The organism is Nocardioides sp. NPDC000445 (assembly GCF_040300245.1).
Classification (GTDB): domain Bacteria; phylum Actinomycetota; class Actinomycetes; order Propionibacteriales; family Nocardioidaceae; genus Nocardioides.
In genome coordinates, this window is sequence record NZ_JBEPDH010000018.1 from 129764 (window position 1) to 150361 (window position 20598).

Annotated in this window: 20 protein-coding genes; 9 read left to right on the forward strand and 11 right to left on the reverse strand. The window is 69.7% G+C overall.

Translation table 11 applies throughout. The features are described 5' to 3' along the window. Positions 1-37 precede the first annotated feature (37 nt). Together ABT304_RS22755 and ABT304_RS22760 are read left to right on the forward strand one after the other, a co-directional pair. Positions 38-1228, forward strand: a complete 1191-nt coding sequence (locus ABT304_RS22755) for a DnaJ C-terminal domain-containing protein (protein WP_350718700.1) — start codon at positions 38-40, stop codon at positions 1226-1228. Continuing rightward, on the forward strand, positions 1228-1662 hold the full coding sequence (locus ABT304_RS22760) for a heat shock protein transcriptional repressor HspR (RefSeq protein WP_160026614.1): 435 nt from the start codon (positions 1228-1230) through the stop codon (positions 1660-1662). The genes ABT304_RS22755 and ABT304_RS22760 overlap by 1 nt, the downstream gene beginning before the upstream one ends. Positions 1663-1987: 325 nt before the next feature. On the opposite strand, the gene ABT304_RS22765 is transcribed toward ABT304_RS22760, so the two are convergent. From ABT304_RS22765 to ABT304_RS22790, 6 genes are all read right to left on the reverse strand, one after another. Continuing rightward, complete coding sequence (locus ABT304_RS22765) at positions 1988-2716, reverse strand: DUF6230 family protein (RefSeq protein WP_350718702.1); 729 nt, start codon at positions 2714-2716, stop codon at positions 1988-1990. A 26-nt stretch (positions 2717-2742) separates the two neighbouring features. Continuing rightward, entirely contained in the window at positions 2743-3735 is a 993-nt protein-coding gene (locus ABT304_RS22770; RefSeq protein ID WP_350718704.1) for a hypothetical protein, read from the reverse strand. A 5-nt stretch (positions 3736-3740) separates the two neighbouring features. Beyond that, positions 3741-4220 carry a DUF6114 domain-containing protein gene (locus tag ABT304_RS22775; RefSeq protein ID WP_350718706.1) on the reverse strand — a complete coding sequence of 160 codons (480 nt, stop codon included), beginning with the start codon at positions 4218-4220 and terminating at the stop codon, positions 3741-3743. Then, complete coding sequence (locus ABT304_RS22780) at positions 4217-5128, reverse strand: DUF6230 family protein (protein ID WP_350718708.1); 912 nt, start codon at positions 5126-5128, stop codon at positions 4217-4219. The genes ABT304_RS22775 and ABT304_RS22780 overlap by 4 nt, the downstream gene beginning before the upstream one ends. Continuing rightward, on the reverse strand, positions 5125-5628 hold the full coding sequence (locus tag ABT304_RS22785; RefSeq protein ID WP_350718710.1) for a DUF6114 domain-containing protein: 504 nt from the start codon (positions 5626-5628) through the stop codon (positions 5125-5127). Before ABT304_RS22785 ends, ABT304_RS22780 begins: the two co-directional genes overlap by 4 nt. 87 nt (positions 5629-5715) lie before the next feature. After that, on the reverse strand, positions 5716-6321 hold the full coding sequence (locus tag ABT304_RS22790) for a DUF6230 family protein (RefSeq protein WP_350718712.1): 606 nt from the start codon (positions 6319-6321) through the stop codon (positions 5716-5718). 223 nt (positions 6322-6544) lie between these two features. Here ABT304_RS22790 and lepB (ABT304_RS22795) point away from each other — a divergent pair, with 223 nt between their 5' ends. From lepB (ABT304_RS22795) to ABT304_RS22820, 6 genes are all read left to right on the forward strand, one after another. Next, a complete protein-coding gene (gene lepB, locus ABT304_RS22795) occupies positions 6545-7237 on the forward strand; it encodes a signal peptidase I (protein ID WP_350718714.1) in 693 nt (230 codons plus the stop codon). Then, positions 7234-7824: a signal peptidase I gene (gene lepB, locus ABT304_RS22800; protein ID WP_350718716.1), complete on the forward strand. Its 591-nt coding sequence runs from the start codon at positions 7234-7236 to the stop codon at positions 7822-7824. The genes lepB (ABT304_RS22795) and lepB (ABT304_RS22800) overlap by 4 nt, the downstream gene beginning before the upstream one ends. Positions 7825-7941: 117 nt before the next feature. Then, positions 7942-9261 carry a DUF445 domain-containing protein gene (locus ABT304_RS22805; RefSeq protein ID WP_350718718.1) on the forward strand — a complete coding sequence of 440 codons (1320 nt, stop codon included), beginning with the start codon at positions 7942-7944 and terminating at the stop codon, positions 9259-9261. Positions 9262-9356: 95 nt separating this feature from the next. After that, positions 9357-10259, forward strand: coding sequence for an Abi-alpha family protein (locus ABT304_RS22810; protein ID WP_350718720.1), 903 nt, complete (start codon positions 9357-9359; stop codon positions 10257-10259). An 81-nt stretch (positions 10260-10340) separates the two neighbouring features. Beyond that, positions 10341-11663, forward strand: coding sequence for a DUF445 domain-containing protein (locus tag ABT304_RS22815; protein ID WP_350718722.1), 1323 nt, complete (start codon positions 10341-10343; stop codon positions 11661-11663). Next, positions 11660-12553, forward strand: a complete 894-nt coding sequence (locus ABT304_RS22820) for an Abi-alpha family protein (protein WP_350718724.1) — start codon at positions 11660-11662, stop codon at positions 12551-12553. The genes ABT304_RS22815 and ABT304_RS22820 overlap by 4 nt, the downstream gene beginning before the upstream one ends. Here the strand turns inward: ABT304_RS22820 and ABT304_RS22825 are convergent. Then, on the reverse strand, positions 12522-13385 hold the full coding sequence (locus tag ABT304_RS22825; protein ID WP_350718726.1) for an MbnB/TglH/ChrH family RiPP precursor modification enzyme: 864 nt from the start codon (positions 13383-13385) through the stop codon (positions 12522-12524). The two genes, ABT304_RS22820 and ABT304_RS22825, sit on opposite strands and share 32 nt — an antisense overlap. Positions 13386-13533: 148 nt before the next feature. Between ABT304_RS22825 and ABT304_RS22830 the strand changes: the two genes are divergently transcribed. Then, a complete protein-coding gene (locus ABT304_RS22830) occupies positions 13534-15783 on the forward strand; it encodes a transglycosylase domain-containing protein (protein WP_350718728.1) in 2250 nt (749 codons plus the stop codon). Between the two features lie 4 nt (positions 15784-15787). Here the strand turns inward: ABT304_RS22830 and ABT304_RS22835 are convergent, their stop codons facing one another. The 4 genes from ABT304_RS22835 to ABT304_RS22850 all read right to left on the reverse strand — a co-directional run bounded on the left by ABT304_RS22835 (position 15788) and on the right by ABT304_RS22850 (position 20468). After that, a complete protein-coding gene (locus ABT304_RS22835; RefSeq protein ID WP_350718730.1) occupies positions 15788-16639 on the reverse strand; it encodes a GTP-binding protein LepA in 852 nt (283 codons plus the stop codon). Positions 16640-16846: 207 nt separating this feature from the next. Continuing rightward, on the reverse strand, positions 16847-18109 hold the full coding sequence (locus tag ABT304_RS22840) for a lytic transglycosylase domain-containing protein (RefSeq protein ID WP_350718732.1): 1263 nt from the start codon (positions 18107-18109) through the stop codon (positions 16847-16849). Between the two features lie 115 nt (positions 18110-18224). Continuing rightward, positions 18225-19217, reverse strand: a complete 993-nt coding sequence (locus ABT304_RS22845) for an HAD family hydrolase (RefSeq protein WP_350718733.1) — start codon at positions 19215-19217, stop codon at positions 18225-18227. Positions 19218-19250: 33 nt separating this feature from the next. After that, entirely contained in the window at positions 19251-20468 is a 1218-nt protein-coding gene (locus ABT304_RS22850; RefSeq protein WP_350718735.1) for a PucR family transcriptional regulator, read from the reverse strand. Positions 20469-20598 lie beyond the last annotated feature (130 nt).

The following is a 20598-nucleotide window of genomic DNA, read 5'->3' on the forward strand; positions in this document are numbered from 1 at the left end:
CAGCCTCGGTCGCCGAGAAGAAGGGAGGAGGGGCTAGGTGGCTGAGAACGACGGGATCCGGCCGGACTGGATCAACAAGGACTACTACGCCGAGCTGGGTGTCAAGAAGGACGCCTCGGGCGACGACATCAAGAAGGCCTATCGCAAGCTCGCGCGGGCCAACCACCCCGACTCCAACCCTGGCGACGACGCCAAGCACGAGAAGTTCAAGAAGGTGGCCGAGGCCTACGACGTCATCGGCGACGCCGAGAAGCGCAAGAAGTACGACGAGGTTCGGACCCTCGGCGCCTCGGGCGGGTTCCCGGGCGGCTTCGGCGGCACCGGTGGCGGCCGCGGCTACAACTTCGACGACCTCTTCGGGGGCGGTGGCGCCCAGGGCGGTGGCCTCGGTGACATGTTCGGCGACCTCTTCGGCGGTGCCGGCGGCGGTGGAGGCTTCGGTGGGCGGCGTACGACCCCGAGGGCTCGGCCGATCAAGGGTGCCGACGTCGAGACGAGTGCCACGATCGGGTTCACCGACGCGCTCGACGGGGTGACCATCTCGCTGCGGCTGACCTCCGACGCCGCCTGTCCCGACTGCAACGGCACCGGTGGCAAGCCCGGCACCAAGCCGCGGGTCTGCCCCGAGTGCGAGGGCGCGGGCTACGTCGTCAACTCCGTCGGCGGCGCGTTCTCGATGAACGAGACCTGCCCGCGCTGCGGTGGCCGCCAGCTGATCTACGACGAGGCGTGCCCGACCTGCCACGGCTCCGGTCGCGGCACCTCCGCGCGCACCATCCAGGCGCGCATCCCGGCCGGCGTCAAGGACCGTCAGCGGATCCGGCTCAAGGGCAAGGGTGCCGCCGGTGAGAACGGTGGCCCGGCCGGTGACCTCTACGTCACCGTGCACGTCACGCCCCACCGCGTCTTCGGCCGCAAGGACGACAACCTCACCATCGACGTGCCGGTCGGGTTCGACGAGCTGGCTCTCGGCGCCGAGGCCAAGCTGCCGACGCTGTCCGGCTCGCCGGTGACGCTGCGGATCCCCGCGGGGACCCCCAACGGACGCACGTTCCGGGTCCGCGGCAAGGGGTTCCGCCGCTCGGACGGCACCGTGGGCGACCTGCTCGCGACCGTCGAGGTGCAGATCCCGGCCGTGCTCGACGCCGATGCCAAGGCCGCCGTCGAGGCCTATCGGGCCGCGATGGCCGGCAAGCCCCTGCGTACGTCTCTTCTCGAGGAGTCATGATGAGCGACGGATTCGGCAGCCCGGCGCCGGATGCCGCGGTCTACGTGATCAGCGTCGCCGCGGAGCTGACCGGGCTGCACCCGCAGACGCTGCGTACCTATGAGCGGATGGGCCTGATCACCCCCGGTCGCACCGGGGGCGGCGGGCGGCGCTACTCCTTCCACGACATCGAGCTGCTGCGCTCGATCGCGGACCTCACCGCGGCCGGTATCGGCATCGAGGGCGTGCGTCGCATCCTCGCTCTCGAGCAGCACGTCGACGCCCTGCGCCGACGCAACGAGGAGCTGCTGCACGAGCTGGCCGCGACCCGCGAGGCGCTCGCCCAGGCGAGGGCGGCGGCGCCCGAGCCGAAGGGTCCCACCAGCAGGCTTCCTGCGGTTCGTCAGGCCCCGCCAGGACAGGCGATCGTGGTCTGGCGGCGCCAGCAGGGTTAGCACAGTACTAACTGATCGCTCGATAGATTTGTTGGCGAGTTGTGGATTTCGGGTAAAACCGATGTGGGTTCGACACCCGCATACTGAGGAGTAAGCCACGGGTGTCGGACCAACCCCCATATGGTCGGGGCACTTGTGGCGGACCCGGTGGAGCCGACCCGAGACGGACCCGCCGGGTCCTTCCAATTTCAAGCGAGCCACGAGATCGCGACGCAGGAGCGAGCTCGTTAGCGAGACGAGATCGAGCAGCGGCGCGGCTGAGCTTGCGAAGCCGCGACCCGCGTGTCGAGATCTACACATTCCGGGGCGGTCGGCGAGCGAAAGTTCAGTTCGGGAACGTCCCGGCCTGCGCCGCCGCCTTGCAGGACCGGTTGCCCGGAAGCAGCTCGATCTCCAGGTTCGGCAAGGTCACCTTGCCCTCGATCTGGGCCTGCCAGACGTCGCCGTAGACGGAGTTGAGGTCGGCGACGGTCGCGTCGATGCCGGTGAAGCCCTGGCCGTTGTTGTGGCCGCCGTTGCCGCTGGCCTGGTACCAGCTCGGGTCGAACGCCTGGGGCAGGCCCATCGGGTTGGCGGCGTACGGAGCGCTTCCCGGGTTGGTGGTCAGGTCGGTGGAGGCCAGCCCGATCTGGGCGACGCCCTGCAGGTTGATGCCCGGGGCGGCCGCGGCACGGAGCTGGGTGATGTCGAAGACGGCCATCTGGGCGTTGATCTCGTTGGTCGTCGGGTCGTCGTCCCCGGAGGTGAGCCGGATCGTGTAGCTGCCGAGCATCCCGACCTCCTCCACCCGGGAGAGGCAGAAGCCGTTCATTGTCGCGCTCGCGAAGCCGGCACGCAGGACCGGCGTCCAGTCGCCACCGCTGCTGGCGGCCGCCTGGGTCTGCACCAGCGAGGTGCCGAAGGCGGCGTCGGCCGCGTGGATGTTGGTCGAGGAGAACGTCGAGCTGCCGTTGTTGATCGTCAGCGTGGGGCTGAAGACCGCGGACGCGGAGGACCCCATCGTCGCGACCATCCCGGCGAGCAGGCCGAAGCCGACCGTCGTCGCCGCGACCATGCGTCGCCATCGTGTGCCGTACGTGATCATCCCGCGGTCACCGTGATCGTCGTGTGGGGGAGCTGGATCGAGTTGAGCGGGTTCGTGGTGCCGCCCGGGGGATAGACGTACGGGTCGTTGCCCGCGTTGTTGTCGTGGGTGAACAGGTAGTAGAACTCCAGGTTCGCCGCCAGGATGTTGTAGTCACCGCCGGCCGCGAGGCCACTGAGGATCGCGGTGACGAGGTCGTTCCAGCCGCCGGTGCCGTCGCCGGCGAGCGTGCGGATCTTCAACCGGCACGAGTCACCGTTCCAGCCGGCGGTGCAGATGGTGTTCTTCTGCGAGGTCGTGGTCAGGCCGGCGGCGATGATCAGGAGGCCGGCCAGGTTGGTGACCGTTCTCCACGGGATCGCCACCCAGGAGTCGCCGGTGGTGAGCAGGTTCGTCTTCACGCCCGGCCCGCCGACGGTGAACGGGCCGTCCGGGGCGATCCGGAGGGTGTGCGCCACCTTCGCGCTGGGGGCGGGCGTCGTCGTCGACCGTGCGGAGAGCACCGGAGCGCCGAAGGAGGCGACGTTGTTGCGGAAGACCAGGTCGCTGAAGGCGATCTGGAACAGGCACATCGAGCCGGTGGCGGCGTAGTAGTAGGTGAAGCCCTTGTTGCTGTCGCAATTGCCGTCGCTGCTGTTGGTGTAGATGCCACGCACGTCGGCGGCCACGTTGGTGGTGCTGCTTCCGTTCGGCTCGCCCGCGGTCAGGATCCACCGCGTCCCGGACAGGCAGGGGAACATCCGGGTCCCGAAGAGGCGGCTCTGGAAGGCGCCGTTGTCGCCGCTGTTCTTGAGCGGTACGACCTGCCGCCGCTGCTGCGGGTTGCTGCTGCCCGGCTGGTCGCACTGGAACGGCTGATAGCTGTTGTTCTGGCTGTTCGCCGCGGCCCGGTCGTCGGGTGAGGGCCACAGTGCCGAGGACATGATGAGGAGCGCGATCGCGGTGACGACGACGAGGCGTTGCTTGCCGACGGTGAGCTGGTGGGACACGGCGGTCAGCCGCCGGAGGTGACGCGCTTGGACGGCCGCGGCTTCTTCTCGCCCCAGGACCAGATCATCGAGCCGCCGATGATGCCGAGGACGGAGCCGAGGACGAAGCCGCCCAGGTTGGCGGTCGGGAACGCACCGAGCGCGATCAGGAACGCGACGATCCCCGAGAGCGACTTGTAGTGCGGCGCCAGCCAGGTGACCAGCCCGAACATGATCAGCGCTCCGCCCATGACGTAGCCGGCGGAGTACGACCAGCCGCCGGTCAGCGCGATGCCGATGTCGAACGACATCCAGTAGATGATCCAGGCGCCGGCCACGATGAGCCACAGCGCACCCCAGAAGGGTCGGGTACGCCGCCACGCGCGGAACCACGATCGGGCCGCTGTGAGGAACGCGCCGAACCGTTTGCGGCGTACGTTCTCCGCTCGGGAGTCGGTGGAGAAGCCGAGGTCGTCCGTCAACGACCGGGTGGTGGATTCGGTCATGAGCAGTCTGCCTGTGTCTTGGCCCCGGGGACGACCCTGAGGCTCAGCTTCGGCAGGGTGATGTTGCCCTTGAGGTTGAGCCCGTAGCTGTTTCCGTTGAGGCCGGCCACGTTGAGCTGGCGGGCGTAGAGACCGAAGGCACCGGCTTTGGGCAGCTGGTTGGCGTTGCCCTCGAAGGCGAGACCGGCGGAGTCGCCGACGGTCTCGGCCGACTGGCCGAGGTTCATGCCGGAGATCTTGTTGCCGTAGCCGCTGAGCGCGTCGGCGTTGATGAAGAGGTTGGTCGCCGAGATCGCGTTGCCGAGGCTGCCGTCGGTGAGCTTGCCCGTGCTCGGGTCGGTGGTGGTGCCCGTCGGGATCGTGCTGCCGCTGTAGCTGTCCGGGATGTCGTCACCGGCGGTGATCATCAGCGAGTAGCTCCCGACGAGCGGGATGTTCTCGGTGGCGATCCCGCACAGGCCGGCGAGCTTGGCCTGGTGGATGCCGAGCTCGGTGACGCCGCACTGGGTCTGTACGTCGGCGACATCGGGATCACAGTCCGTGGCCCCCTGGCGGCTGGTGGGGGCGAGATAGCCCGCGGCGTGCTCGGCGTCGAGGTAGTTGGAGTAGAGCTTGAACTTGGCGTTCCCGGTGGTGAAGTTCACCGCCAGAGCGTTCTGCGAGACCGCGCCGAACATGGCCACGAGAGCGGCGCTCCCGACGATCATCAGCGGCAGCGAGCGCTTGCGGCTGCCGCGACGTACGGACTCCGCATCCGCCTTCATCTGTGCCGACTGCTCCACGGCGCGGTCGACGGCGGTGTACGTGGCGCGGTAGATGCGGCCGGTGAGCCGGCCCCACGCGCCGAGCACGCCGGACTCCTCGCCCCAGGGTTCGGGCCGCTCGAAGCGGCGGGCGCGAGGGCTCATGCGACCGCTCCGCTCCGGGCCGGCTTGCCCGCCGCCTTGCGAGCGCGCTTGCGGGCGTCCTTCTCGGCCATCTTGGCCAGCTGCTTGTCGGTGTAGGGGGTCCAGGCGACGATCAGGGCGCCACCGGTGACGCCGGCGACGGTGCCGATGATCAGGCCGCCGAGGTTGGCCAGCGGGAGGGCCGCGATGGCGAGCGCGACCGAGACGATCCCGGGGAACGTCCGCTGCGCGGGCATGAACATCGCGATCAGCGCGGCGGCGGCCATGGCGAACGAGATCAGCACCGGCGGCAGGGTCCTGTCGCCGAAGGCTGCGAAGATCGTGAAGTCGAGCTGCTTGGAGAGCATCGAGGACCCGATCATCCACGACGACCACAGCAGGATCAGGCTCCCCCAGAAGGGGCGGGTGCGCCGGAAGCCCTTGAAGCCGCGCGGGATGGGGACGGCGGCTGAGGTGCTCACGGTGGGTGCGTCGGGTTCGACGGGCGTCTTGTCAGGCATGGGGTTCTCCGGCGGGGGCTGGGGCAGAAGGTGTTGGCGGGCGCTCCGGAACGCCCGCCAACTACTGCGGGCTGATGAGGTGGAGTGCTACGGGTTGAGCGTGATCGACAGGTTGTCGAGGCTCAGCGAGCTCAGCTGAACCGCGTACGCCTTCGCCGACAGGTTGTTCAGCACCTGCTGGCCGCTCTGGCCGGCGCTCTGCGCGGCCTGGAGTGCGAAACCGTCCGCCACGTAGCCGGGGCCGCCCGGGTCGAACCCGGCGTCGGCCTGCGACTGGCCCAGGGTGACGTTGGCCATCGTGGCGCCGCTCGGTGTGTTGAGCGAGGCCGCGTTCAACGCCACGTCGCCGAGGTTGATCGCCGAGTCGGTCGAGGTGATCCCCAGGTTGAGGCTCAGGCCCGGGAGCACCTCGACCTCGGGTGTCACGACGTTGAGCCCGTTGGCGACGGAGCCCTCGGTCTGGGCGTAGATCGTGCCCTGGTTGTTGCCGGCAGAGCCGATCTCAGTGGCGCCGGTGCGCATCTTCAGCGCGTCGGCGGTGAGGCTCGTGCTCATGTCGAAACCACCGGTGGACGAGATGACCGCTCCGACCATGCCGGACAGCATCGCGTACCCCATGCCGGCGGAGACGACCGCCGCCGGCAGCGTCACGGCCGCGAAGCGGCCGAGACTGGTATGCCCCATCTTGTTCATATGTGCTCCCTCGTTGAACCCGTCCCTCACGGGCTGATGAACCCGAGAAAAGTGCGCCGCCCGTGGGCCCTAATACCCGGGGCGGCATCACAGACTGTGACGGGCGCCACGTGCTACGGTCAAGCAAATCTGGACATTTTGTCCCTAAATGTCTACGAAGTGTGGCGATCCCTGCGTGGGTTTGGCTTCGCTGTCGTCGACCTGCCCGAAAGAGAGTCTGGTTGTGTCAGGAGGACCTCGAAGCGTTCGTTTCGCCGACGAACGTGGCGCCGCCGGAGTGGTCGTCGGGTGGGTCGCGCTGGTGGCGTTCCTGCTGGTGATGGCGGTGGTCGTCGCCGCGCTCTTCGGCTCCTTCACGGTCAAGGGACGCAGCATGGAGCCGACGATGGTCTCGGGTGAGCGGATCCTGCTCGACCCGTTGCACAACGACGACATCGAGCGCTTCGACCTGGTCCAGGGCGCCGAGCCGGGACCGGAGCGCTTCGGCGGTGGGGCGCAGGTGGTCAAGCGGGTGATCGGAATGCCCGGCGACCGGGTCGCGATCGTCGGCGGCGAGGAGCCGGCCGTCTATGTAAGCCCCGCCGGGTCCGCCGACGTCTACCGGGTCGACAACCCCGCCTGGCCGACGAGGATCGGGGCCCAGGTCGGCATGTGCTGCGAGCCGGACGGGACGTACGACGACGATGCCGCGTCCGGGGTCTGGGTGACCGTCCCGGGCGACTCGCTGTGGGTCCTCGGGGACAACTGGGGCGGCTCGACCGACTCCCGCGGGTTCGGCTTCCTGCCGCTGGCGGACCTCTCGGGCAAGGCCTGGCTGCGGTTGCTCCCGGCCGGCGCGTTCGGTGGGTTCGGCGACGGTGGCGTCGAGCTGGTCGAGGTGGCCGTGCCCGTCGCCGGGCTGGACGTACGGCCGTGAGGAAGCTGCTCGCGGCGAGCGGTGTCGGTGCCGGGGTCGCGGCCTTCGTCGCGCTGGTCCTGGTCGTCGCCGCGCTCGCCTTCTCGGTCACCGTCGACGGGACGAGCATGGAGCCGACGCTGCACGACGGCGACCGGATGCTCCTCGAGTTCTGGACACAGGACGAGATCGAGCGTTTCGACGTCGTCGAGGCGGACGCTCCGAGCGCTGTGTCCGGTGGCGGCACCCAGATCCTCAAGCGGGTGATCGGGATGCCCGGTGACCGGGTCTCTGTCTCCGGCGATGCGCGGGTGCTGGTCCGCCCCGCGGGGGAGGGGGAGACCTATGTCGTCGAGAATCCGGCCTGGTCCGCCGAGGCTGGTGCCGAGCTGGAATGGCTGACGGTCCCCGAGGACACCTACTGGCTTCTCGGCGACAACTGGAACGCCTCCACCGACTCGCGCAGCTTCGGTTTCGTCGATGCCGACGCCGTCCATGGCAGGGTGGTCTTCCGAATGCTCCCCCTGCGTCGGAACGGGATGATCACCCGGGACGTACGACTCGCTCCCGTCGAACCAGGCTCGATCTTTGGATCGATAACTGAGTGATCGGTGGACATTTTGCCCCAAGTTGTCAAACGGTGGACTAGCCTTCGCGCCAGGGAGGCCACGACACCGCTTGAACCTGGGGCGGTCTCGTGGATGAGGAAATGAAGGTCAGGTCTTGTGTCTAACACCATTTCGGCGGGGTTGACCCTGCTAGGCGAGTTCAACTGGTTCGAGTTCTGGTCGGTCCCGATCTTCACCGCCGTGATCGGCTGGCTCATCAACTGGTCGGGGCTGTGGATGCTCTTCTCCCCGATCCATTTCCACGGGATCACGGTGCCGGGGCTCAAGCAGATCGCCGGCTCGCTGCCGCGCAAGGTCCAGGAGATCCCGGGCATCCTGCGTGGCGGGCTCGGGTGGCAGGGGATCGTGCCGGCGCGGGCCGCGAAGATGGGCTCGATCGCCGTCGACCGGGCGCTGTCGCAGATGGCGACCGCCCGCGACTTCTACGAGCAGCTCGAGCCGGACAAGATCGCCGCCCACATCGTCGACGTCTTCCGTCCGGAGATCCCGCTGCTCGTCGACGAGATCATGTGGCGTGAGCATCCCCGGTTCTGGCGCGACCTGCCGCGCCCGCTGCGTACGGTCGTGATCCAGCGAGTCCAGGACCGGCTCCCGGAAGTGGTCGGTGACGTGACTGTCGAGATCGGCAACCACATCGACCAGATCTTCGACCCGAAGATCATGGTGATCGAGAACTTCGAGAAGGATCCCTCGATCATCGTGCGGATCTTCAAGGACTTCGGGGCCCGCGAGCTGCGGATGATGGTCGTCTTCGGGGCGATCTTCGGCTTCCTGCTCGGCATCCCGGTCGCCGTCGTCGACCAGGCCTTCCATATCTGGTGGCTGCTGCCGATCCTCGGTGTGCTGGTCGGCTGGACGACCAACCTGCTCGGCATGCTGCTCATCTTCGAGCCCGCCGAGCCCCGGCGGATCGGTCCGTTCAAGATCCAGGCGCTCTTCGCCCGGCGGCAGTGGCAGGCCTCGGACGTCTACGGCAAGCACATCGCCAAGGACGTGATCACGCTCGAGCACATCGGCGAGCACCTCCTCAACGGACCGTCCGGCGACCGCACCCGGCAGATGCTCGCCGCGGCCCTCGAGCCGGCGGTCAACGCCGCGGTCGGGCCGGCCCACGGAGCGGTCCGGGTCGCGGTCGGGACCAGGAGGTTCGACGCGATCCGGTCCTCGGTCGCCGAGCAGGCCGTCGACTACACGCTCACCCCGCTGCGCGACGCCGCCTTCAGCCAGCAGCAGTCGTGCAACATCCGCCGGCTGATCGCCGACCGGTGCAGGGCGCTGCCTCCGAAGACCTTCGTTGAGATGATGAGAGCCGCGATCAAGGAGGACGAGTGGCTGCTCTACGCCCACGGGGCGATCATGGGGCTGGCGGGCGGGTTTCTGCACGTGGCGGTCTTCGAATGGTGGAACGTGTTGTGAGTGCCCTCCACATCAACACCGAGCCAGAGGCACGTCGACCACGCTCGATCGAGCCGCCCGAAGAGCTCGTCGACGGTCGGGAGGGGATGCACCGCATGCCCACGCCGGCCCCGAGCGGCGGTCTCGTCGACGATGCCATGGAGGTCCTCCCGGGCCTGCTCAGGATCTCCGCGGTCACGGTCGCCCACACCGCGGGCTGGGGGCTGAGGACGTACGCCCGAGGGGTGGGGCGGGTCGCGAAGGCGGTCGTCGATCCCGACGAGGCGGTCCGGCTCACCGAGGACGTGGCGACCAACGCCCGCCAGGTGACCGCGCTCGCGAAGCGGGTCGCCACCGGCAACCCGGTCACGGGTCTGCTGGAGCGGTTCGCGCTGCCGGCCGCCGAGAGCGCGAGGGCGGCGATGGAAGGTCGTGCCGCGCGGGTCAACGGAGTCGCCCCGGGGGCGGAGCCCGACCGGCTGCGGCGTACCGGCGAGGAGCTGTTGCGCCGCTCGCGCGACGTATGGGACGAGAACGAGCGCCACCCGGCCTTCGTCAGCATCCTCGACGAGCTGGCCCCCGACGAGGCCCGCATCCTGGTGCTGATGCTCAAGGGCGGCCCGCAGCCGGCCGTCGACGTGGTCGAGGGCGGCCTGATCGGTCATCTGCGAGGGGCTCGGACGATCGCCCGGGGACTGACCATGATCGGAGCGCAGGCCAGCGTGCGCTACCCGTCGCTGGTGCCGCAGTACCTCAACAACCTGACCCGGCTCGGCCTGGTCTGGCAGTCCGAGGATCCGGTCAGCGAGCTGATCCGCTACCAGGTGGTCGAGGCGCAACCCGACGTACTCGCGGCTCTTCACGCCAAGGGCGGTGCCCGGATCAAGCGGCGCTCGATCCACCTGACCCCGTTCGGGCAGGACTTCGCCCGGGCCTGCTTCGCCGACGTCGAGGATCTCGACCGGCTGCCGAGCCATGAGATCCCGCCGGGAGCGGCGACGGAGGCGTCAACCGAATAGCAGACGCTTCAGGGTGTTTGCGTTCGCCTGTGGGTAGGGTACGCATACTGACGGTCTGGAACTCTGGCGGAAGGAGCTCGGATGTCGCCGGAGTGGCAGGACTCGCTGGTCAGCTGGCTGGAGGACTGGGCTGCCCACGTCCACTGGCTCTCGCTGATCACCATCCCGATCTTCACCGGAGTGATCGGCTGGCTGATCAACTGGTCGGGCCTCTACATGCTCTTCTCCCCGCTCTCCTTCAAGGGGTTCCAGGTGCCCGGGCTGCGCGAGCTGACCCGGGTGCTGCCGCACAAGCTGCAGGAGGTCCCGGGCTTCGCCCAGGGCGGGATCGGCTGGCAGGGCATCATCCCCGCACGCGCCGCGAAGATGGGCTCGATCGCCGTCGACAAGGCGATCGCCAAGCTCGGCACACCCAGCGACTTCTACCAGCAGCTCGGCCCCTCGGAGATCGCCACGCACATCGTGGAGACCTTCCGGCCGGAGGTGCCCGAGCTGGTCGACCAGATCATGATGCGTGAGCACCCGCGGCTCTGGCGCGACCTGCCGCGGCCGGTCAAGGACGCGATCGCCGTCCGGGTGCAGGCGCAGCTCCCCTCGATCGTGCACAAGGTCACCGACGACATCGGCGTACACATCGACCAGCTGCTCGACCCGAAGCTGATGGTCATCGACCACTTCCGCAAGAACCCCGCCCTGGTGGTCAGGATCTTCCGTGACTTCGGGCAGCGCGAGCTCAACCTGATGGTCGCCTTCGGGTTCATCTTCGGCTTCCTGCTCGGCATCCCGGTCGCGCTGATCGACCAGACCTTCCACGTGTGGTGGCTGCTTCCCGTCCTCGGGGTGGTCGTCGGCTGGGTGACCAACCTGCTCGGCATGTGGCTGATCTTCGAGCCCGCCGAGCCGCGACGCGTCCTGGGGATCAAGGTGCAGGGTCTCTTCCCGCGCCGCCAGGAGCAGGCCGCGGAGGTCTACGCCGACATCATCGCCACCGACGTGATCACGCTCGAGCGGATCGGCGACTTCCTGCTCGACGGCCCCCGCGGCGACGCCACCCGCAAGCTGCTGATCAACGCGCTGATGCCCGCGGTGGACCGGGCGGCCGGGCCCTACCGGGGTGCGGTCCGGATAGCGCTCGGCTCGGAGCGGTTCGACCGGATCAGCACATCGGTCGCCAACGAGGCGGCGGATCGTACGCTGGTTCCGTTCCGCGATCCCGGCTTCAGCCGTCACCAGGCGGACAAGATCCGTGACCTGGTCGCGCGGCGCACCAAGGAGCTCCCGCCCGGCGACTTCGTGGACATGATGAGGTCAGCGATCAAGGAGGACGAATGGATGCTCTACGCCCACGGCGCGATCATGGGACTCGCGGGCGGCTTCCTTCACCTTCTAATCTTTCCGACATGAGCCTCTTGGGCAAGGTCATCCCGACCGCCTCCGCCGTGGCCGGCACCGCACCCGGTCTGGCGAGGGTGGCCGCGGGGGCTGCCTGGCACACGGCCGGGTGGGGGCTGCGCACCTCCGGCCGCGCCGGGATCCGGGTCGCCCGGGCGATGGTCGACCAGGACGTACGCGTGGGGCTGGTGCGGGAGACGGCCGAGGCCGTGGGCATCGTCGCCGGCACCGCTGCCCGGATCATGCTGCCCAACTCGAACCAGGTGATGGAGCTCTCCGACGCCGACTACGAGGCCGCCGGCCGCGATGTCGTGCTCGCTCGCACGCGGGAGGCCGAGGCGTCCGAGGACTCCCTGCCGGTGCTGCGCCGGCGAGGGGCTGAGCTGCTCGACCGGTCCCGCGACGTCTGGGCCGATGAGCAGGGCCACCCGGCGTACGCCCGGATCCTCGACGAGCTCGCGCCCGACGAGGCGCGGATGCTGCTCTACCTGCTTCACGCCGGGCCTCAGCCCTCGGTGGACATTCGCACCGGTGGGCCGGCGGGCCTCGTCGGCAGCACCATGATCGCGCCCGGTCTCAACATGATCGCCGGGCGCAGCGGTGTGCGCTATCCGGACCGGGTGCCGGCCTACCTCAACAACCTGTTCCGGCTCGGGCTGGTGTGGTTCTCCAAGGAGCCGCTGCCCGACCCGTTGGAGTACCAGGTCCTCGAGGCCCAGCCCGACGTGCTCGGGGCGCTGCACTCGGTGAAGTTCGCCAAGATCGTGCGCCGATCGGTGCACCTGACGCCGTTCGGCGAGGCCTTCGGCCGCACGACGCTGGTGGACGAGGTCTCGGCCGAGTCCGTCTTCCCGGAGCATCAGGCTCCGGTCACGGGTGGGGCGGACCTGCCGAAGGCGTAGGGATCGCCTCGGCGAGCCTCGTGAACTCGGGGTCGACGGTCTGCGGCGACACATCGGCGTCGCGCTCGAGCATGATCCCGGGGAGCCGTCGCCCGGCGTACGCCTCGACCGCGGTCGCGAGCAGCGACAGCACCGGCGTCGGCATCGGGTGGGCGTGGGTGTCGATGTAGACGCCCTCGCGCTCGGTGCCGCCGGCGACGTGCATGTAGGCGACCGCGTCGAGCGGGAAGCGGGCCAGGTCGGCGACAGGGTCGGAGCCGCGGGCGACCGCGGAGGCGTAGAGGTTGGCGACATCGAGGACGAGACGTACGCCGGTGCGCTCGACGAGCTCGGTGAGGAAGTCGGGCTCGCTGATGGTGTCCTCGGGCCAGGTGAAGGTGGCCGCGATGTTCTCGACCGCCAGCGGCACCGGCAGCTGGCCCTGCGCGATCCGGACGTTGTCGACCAGCACGTCGAGCGAGTCCTTCGTGCGTGGCGGCGGCAGCAGATGGCCTGCTTCCAGGACGTCGCCGTGCAATGGGTCGGGGGAGTCGCTCGCCCGCACGAACGCGACGTGCTCGGAGACGAACGGGCTCTCGACGACCTCGGCGAGCTCGGCCAGCCGGGTGAGGCGGGCCTCCGCGGGGCGGTCGGCGCCGGCCAGGCCGAGGGTGACCCCGTGGGCGATGACCGGGACGCCGAGATCCCGGACAGCCTGCGGGACCTGCTCCGGCGCGGTGTTCTCCGCGACCACCTCGGTGAACCCGAGACGGCCGGAGGTGGCGTACGTCTGGAGGAGCTGGGCGATCGCGGGACGCCATGCCACGGCGACTCCGGAGACCGAGGGGTTCACAGGGAGAAGTGTGGCGGATCGAACGCGATCGTTGTGGGGCCTTCCGGTATTCTGAACACCTGTTCTCCAATCGTTCAGCAACCCTCGCCGGTCCTGGCTCGAGGCCCGGGTAGGAGCCCCCATCTTGGCGCGCAAAGTCGTTCGTTCCATGCCGCTCCACCGCGTCGCGATGCGGTTCGCGGCATTCATCGGCGTCGCCGCGGTGACGGGGCTGGTCGCATCCGGCATGGCGGTTCCGTTCATCCACCTGACCGGCGTCGCGGCCAAGTCCGGCGCCCAGGCGATCGACGATCTGCCCCTCGACATCGACATGGGCGAGCTGTCGCAGACGACCCGCATCCTGGACGTGCACGGAAAGGTGATCACCACCCTCTACGACCAGAACCGGTCCTACAAGGCGCTCGACGAGATCTCGCCGAACATGCCGAAGGCGCTGCTCGCGATCGAGGACAGCCGCTTCTACGAGCACGGCGCGATGGACCTCAAGGGCACGTTGCGGGCGCTGCTGCGCAACTCGGCCTCCGAGTCGGGCTCGGTGCAGGGTGGCTCGTCGATCACCCAGCAGCTGGTCAAGACGACTCTCGTCTACGGAGCCGACACCGACGAGGAGCGGGCCGCCGCGACCGAGAAGTCCACGGCCCGCAAGATCCGCGAGCTCCGCTACGCGATCTGGCTCGAGGAGAACCACGACAAGGACTGGATCCTCGAGCGCTACCTCAACGCGGCCTACTTCGGTGACTCCGCCTACGGCGTCCAGGCGGCCGCGAAGCACTACTTCGGCGTCGACGCGGCCGACCTGACCTGGGGGCAGGCCTCGATGCTGGCCGGCATGGTGAAGAACCCGACCGGCTACGACCCGACCGACTACCCGGACGCCACCCTGGCGCGCCGCAACCTGGTGCTCGAGCGGCTGGCCCAGGTCGGCGACCTGCCGCGTGCCGACGCCGAGAAGCTCAAGGAGACCGAGCTCGGCCTCAACGTCCAGGACAGCCGCAACGGCTGCTTCGGATCCTCGGCGGAGTTCTTCTGCGACTACGCGCTGCGGTGGCTGCTCGCCGACAAGTCGCTGGGCGAGACCGAGGCCGAGCGCTGGCGGCTGCTCCAGACCGGCGGTCTGACCATCAGGACGACCCTGGACGCGAGCTTCCAGAAGGCGGCGCAGCGGTCGGTGAGCGGCCGCGTCTCGCCCACCGACAACGCGGTCGGCGCCCTGGCGATGGTCGAGCCCGGCACGGGCAACGTCAAGGCGCTCGCGCAGTCGCGGCCGATGGGCGAGAACCGGAAGAAGGGCGAGTCCTACCTGAACTACCTGGTGCCGAAGGAGTACGGCGACGCCAACGGCTTCCAGGCAGGCTCGACCTTCAAGGTCTTCGTCGGCGCCGCGGCGATCGAGAAGGGCTTCCCGCTGCGGCAGGAGATCCCGTCGCCGCCCAAGCGGACCTTCAACCAGGCGTCCTTCGCCAACTGCCCCGGCGAGGGCAACTTCAACCCCAACCCCTACCCGGTCGGCAACTCGACCACCTCGGGCAACAAGAACCTCTACACCGGCACCCGCGAGTCGGTGAACACCTTCTACGTCCGGCTCGAGCAGTTCACCGGCGTCTGCGCCCCCTACACGCTCGCGAAGAAGATGGGCGTCAGCCTGACCGATCCCGCCCACGAGCGGGTGCCGTCCTTCACCCTCGGCCCGGTCGATGTCAGCCCGCTCGAGATGGCCGAGGCGTACGCGACCTTCGGTGCCCGTGGCAAGCACTGCGACTCGCGGCCGGTGACCGAGATCGTCGGCCCGGACGGGAAGACGCTGAAGGAGTACGCGGCCTCGTGCGAGCAGGTGATGCGCACCGGCACGGCCGATGCGATGAACGACATCCTCCGGGGCGTGCTGCAGCCGGGCGGGTTCGGGCAGAAGCTCGCGCTGAGCGTGCCGTCGGCCGGCAAGACCGGGACGACCAACAGCAACCGCGCGGTGTGGTTCAACGGCTACACGCCCAAGCTGGCGACCGCCTCGATGATCGCCGGTGCCAACTACGAGGGCAAATGGGTCTCCCTCAACGGCCAGCGCCTGCGCGGCGGCTACGTCGCCTCGGCGTCGGGCTCGACCGTCGCCGGGCCGATGTGGGCCGACGCGATGCGGGCGATCGACGGCAAGCTGGGCTCGGCCGGCTTCGTACGCCCCGGCGCCAGCGTCGTCAACGGCAAGGGCGTCAAGATTCCGAAGGTCGAGGGGCTCTCCGTCGCCCGGGCCACCGCCCGGCTCAAGGCGGCCGGGTTCAAGCCGGTCGTCGGCAAGCGGGTGAAGTCGCGCTGGAAGGCGGGCACGGTCGTCGGCACGGTTCCGGGAAGCCGGGCGATCAAGGGCGCGACGGTCGAGATGCTCGTGTCGAAGTGGCGCGGGTGAGCATTCAGGCAGCCGCGCGCACCCGAGCTGCTTCGACGGCCTCGCGGAAGGCCCGGGTGACGTAGTCGGGGACGGGGAGGCCGCGGTCGCGGGCCCAGAGGAGCTCCTGCTCGACCCTGGCCACGTCGGCGGCGAGGTCACGGCCCTCGTGGTCGACGCCGAGGGTCTCCATGACGTCGCCGAAGTCGGCGAGCTGGGTGACGTTGTTGACCCCGACGGGGGCGAAGGAGATCCGGCGCAGGCGCCTGACCAGCCACTTCTGCCAGGCGGCGAGCGTGGCCCAGTGGGCGCGGGCGGAGAGCTGGTAGAAGGCGTAGTGGCCCGGCTCCTGGCGCTTGATCGGCGCGATGACGGTCTCGGCGACGGCGTGCTCGCCGGTCTCGATGACTCCGTCGTGGAGCAGGTTGTAGGCGATCACCGCGGAGCGTTCGGTGGCCATGCCGGTCAGGTAGTAGAGCATTCGGCAGACGTCCTGGAACGGCTCCAGGTGAGCCAGCAGGCCGAGCACCTTCAGCTTCAGGCCGACGTGGTCGAGGTCGGTGGTCGCCGGCGGGCGCCCGAGGATCTGCTGGAGCCGGTCGAGGATCAGTCCGTGCTGGATCTCCTGCGGCTGCCACACCTCGGCGTAGAACTGCTTGTCGACCTCGGGTGGGTTGGGGAGCATGGTCGAGATCTCGAGTACGTTGCGGTCGACCTCGAGCTCGACCCGCGCCATGTAGTCGAGCACATGGCCGAAGCGGGCGCCGAAGCCGGCCGGGTCGTTCACGGTGAAGTCGACCGAGTCCATCGGGATCGGTGGGTGCTCCTCACCGAGGCGCGTGACATGAGCAACGAGACGTTCGGTATCGGTCGGCATCGAGGCGGCTCCTGGTGGGGGAGTCAAGCAGCGTGTCCAGTGTGCCCGCACCGGGCGGCGTTGTAACGCGATTTAACGTAACCGAGGGGTGTTGGCCTCGACACGTTCGCCGGGGCTCCGGCGGCTCGACCAGCGGGGGAGGGCGGTGGTCGAGACGGGTGCGCGGGCGGAGGTGCCGAGGCCAACACGTCTGGGGGGGTCCGACTCTCAGGACGTGCTCGCTGTGGCCTCCGCGCCGGTGGACTCGCCGGCCGACTCGGTCGCGGCCGGAGTCTCGGTGGGCGTCTCTGTCGGAGCTTCGGTCGGGGTCTCGGTCGGGGTCTCGGTCGGAGTCGGATCCACCGTGGGGGTCTCGGTCGGCGTCTCCGTGGGTGTCTCCGTGGGTGTCTCGGTGGGTGTCTCCGTGGGTGTCTCGGTGGGTGTCTCGGTGGGTGACTCCGTGGGGGAGCCGGTCGGATCCGGGCCCGACGTGGGCGACGGGACGACGGATCCGTCATCGCCGGGAGAGCCCGACGGCGAGGGCGACGAGGGCGTGGTCGAGCCACCGCCGGGCGTACCGGTGTCCGTCCCGCCCGATGGCGAGCCGCCTGAGCGCCGGGGCGGCTGGGCGCTGGGCGTGGCGCCGGAGAGCGGCTCGAGGTCGGAGGCGGAGGTGACCGGGATCTGCGCGGCCGGCAGGACGACGTCGGTCGGTGCCTCGAAGGTCCCGAGCCGATAGCCGGCGGCGATCTGCAGGACCGCCGAGACGTACGCCTCGCTGTGGTTGTAGCGCAGCACCGCCGAGCGCTGCCCGGAGTCGGTGGACAGGTCGGCGGAGCCGGAGCAGAGGTAGACCGCGGCGGCGAGCGCGGCGTCGTCGACGTCCTGCGGGTCGCGGCGCCCGTCGCCGTCGGCGTCGACCCCGACGTCGGACCAGGTCGACGGGATGAACTGCATCGGCCCGACCGCCCGGTCGTAGACGAGGTCGCGGTCGTAGGTGCCGCCGTCGGTGTCGAGGATGCGCGCGGTCGCGCCGGCCCCGGTGAGAGGTACGCCGAAGATCCCCGGTGTCGCGACCCCGGAAGCGGACAGCGTGTTACCCCCGGCGCGGCCGTGGTCGGACTCGACCCGTCCGATGGCGGCGATCAGCGACCAGTCGAGGCGACAGCCCGGGTCGGCGTCGGCGAGCACCGTCGCGGCCCGCTGGTAGGCGGAGAGCGCGGTCTCGGGGATGACTCCGGCGGCGGCCTGGGCGGCGAAACCGGCGGGCTTGGCCGCGAGGGTGGGGCTGACCTGGGGGATGGGCTTGACCGCGGAGACGCTCACCGGCGGCAGCAGCTCCTGGGTGGGCACCTCGACCGGCACGTGACGCACGCTGGCCGCGGCGTCGACGGGCCGGCCCTCCTGGATCGCATGGATCGTCCAGGCGGCGGTGGCGGCGGCAACCGGCAGCGCCGCTGCCTTGAGCAGCAGACCGGGTCGTGGGGTCATCCTCGGTCACATCCTCGGGTCGGGCGGGGGTGGGTCGATGTCACCGATCCAGCCATCATGTGAGCCCCGCCACAACGAGCTGAGTGCGATCCGGGCCGAGAATCCCGGAAACTACTCACGCACGTGACAAGTTTCCGGACCTCGTCACCGCGATCGTCCCGGCCGCTGCCGCGGTCACCAGGCAGAGCAGCGCGCACCCCGCGGCGAGCAGGATCGAGCCGGCGCCCAGGATCGTCAGCACCGCCCCGACCACCGCCGGCACCAGCGCGACGGGCCCGGCCCAGCGACGACCCAGGACGACCCCGCGCGCGAGCGCGACCAGCTCGGGGACGCGCCGCACGTCGAGATCGGTCAGCCGTACGCCTGAGCCCCCGCCCACGGCCAGGTCGGCCACCGCCTGGGCCTCGGCGTCCTCCGGGCGAGCGCTCACGAAGGCGACCACCCGCCCCTGCTCCTGCAGTTCGGCGACGAGCCGCTCCCGCTTCTCGGGGGCGATCTCGGGATGCCATCGCTCGATCCCGCAGGTCTCGGCCAGCTCCTCGGTCTCGCGGGAGCCGTCGTCGGAGACCAGCACCGGCGTCACTCCCGCCGCCGTCAGCCGTGACACCGACGCGCCCGCGTCCTCGCGCGGCTGGTCGCCGACCACGAGATAGCCCAGCGGCCGCCCGTCGAGCTCGACGCCGAGGACGGTGCCGCGGTCGGTGCGCTCGGCCATGCCGAGCCAGGAGGGCCGCCCGACGCGTACGGGATGCCGGTCCACCGACCCCTGCACCCCCGATCCGGGAACGACACCGAAGCCGGTGACGTTGCCCCGCGGCGAGAGCCGGGCGACCGCACGGGCGAGCGGGCCCTCGGCCTCGTGCTCCAAGGCTCCCGCGAACCAGCGCAGATTGCGCAGATGGTCGGGATCGAGCGGGTCGACGGTGTTCACCACGAGGCGACCGGTGGTCACCGTTCCCCACCGGTCGAGCACCACCGTGTCGACCCGGGCAGCGACCGCCCACGAGGACCGCGGCACCGACTCGATCCCGCGCCGTCGCCCGGCCCAGCCCGCGACGACGTGTGGGAACACCAACCCCAGGACGTACGCAGCGACAGCACCAGCCACGAGAACGATCACTTCCACCATGAGCGACCCAGGTCAGCCGGTCTGCTGCTGGTAGCGGTCGAAGTCGCTCTGGTCGCCGGCGACCCACAGCGGCACGCTCGCCTTCAGCAGCAGCAGGAGCTGAGTGACGAACTCGGGGTCGCGCAGGGACTCCCCGAAGAGCTCGTTGATCCGCTTCCAGCGGTAGCGGATGGTCTGCGGGTGCACACCGAGGACCGCCGCGATCGCCGGCGCGCTCTCCCGGGTCTCGAGCCAGACCAAGAGGGTCTCGGTGAGGATCTCGCGGGAGTTGGCCGACTCGGCCAGCAACGGCTCGAGCAGCTCCTGGGCGAGCTGGCGGCGCATCACCGGCTCGGCGTGGAGCCAGATCTCGGTGCGGTGGGCGAGGCAGTCGATGACCGGCTTGGCCGGGATCACCCGGGCGTTGACCAGCGCCAGGGCGCGGTTGGCCCAACGCCAGGCGGCGGGTACGTCCCCGGGTGGCACCGGCCAGCAGACCGAGACCCGTGCTTTGGGGGCCGCCGCCCGCACCTGCTTGGTCACCGACTCGGTGTCGTGAGGAGGGCACATCACCACCTGGGTCGGCTCGCGGCGGCGGGTGAGGGCGGTGGCCGAGAGGGCGTCGGAGGGGATCCGGTCTCCGTCACGGAGCTCGACCGCCATCACGGTCACCTTCTCGGGCAGCGCCCAGTCGCCCAGCGCCGCCTGCCCCTCGATCTCGTCGGCGGAGGCCCCCGACAGCATCCGGTCGATCAGCCGTGCCCGGGCGACGTCGTTGTCCTGGTCTCGCGCCTCGGTGCCGGCCTCGAAGCCCTTGCCGACCTGCGAGGTCAGGTGCTCGACGTACGACGTCATCATCTCGTTGAGCGCGTTCAGCGCCGCGGCGGAGAGCTCGTTCTCGACCGCCCGGCGGCGCAGCTCGTCCCAGAGCTCGGTGGTGGCCATGTGGATGCCCTGGTCGACGATGGCCCGGTCCTGGCCCAGCGCGGCGACCTTGAAGCCGACCTTGCGGAAATGGTCGTCGATCGCGATGTAGGGCGCCGAACGCCCGAGGCCCAGGTCGATGAAGTGCGACATCGCGCCGTGCACAGCGGTGAAGATGAGCTCCTCGAAGCCCTCGGTCTCGGCCGGGAGCCCCTCGCGCAGGTGGCCGGTGATCTTGCGCGCGATCGGCCGCACCTCGCCCTCGAGGCTCTTCAGCATCCACACGGCGGAACCGGGAAGTCCGGGGGGCTGGTGGGTCTGCGTCATCTAGTGCTCCGTCGCACGTCAAACTCCTTCGTCCAACATGCCCGAGAAGGTATCGACCACCATGGCACGTCTTTGCTTGGCGTGCCCCCGAAATTCGGTACGCCTGTGCCGTTGGGTGGCCGGATGGGCA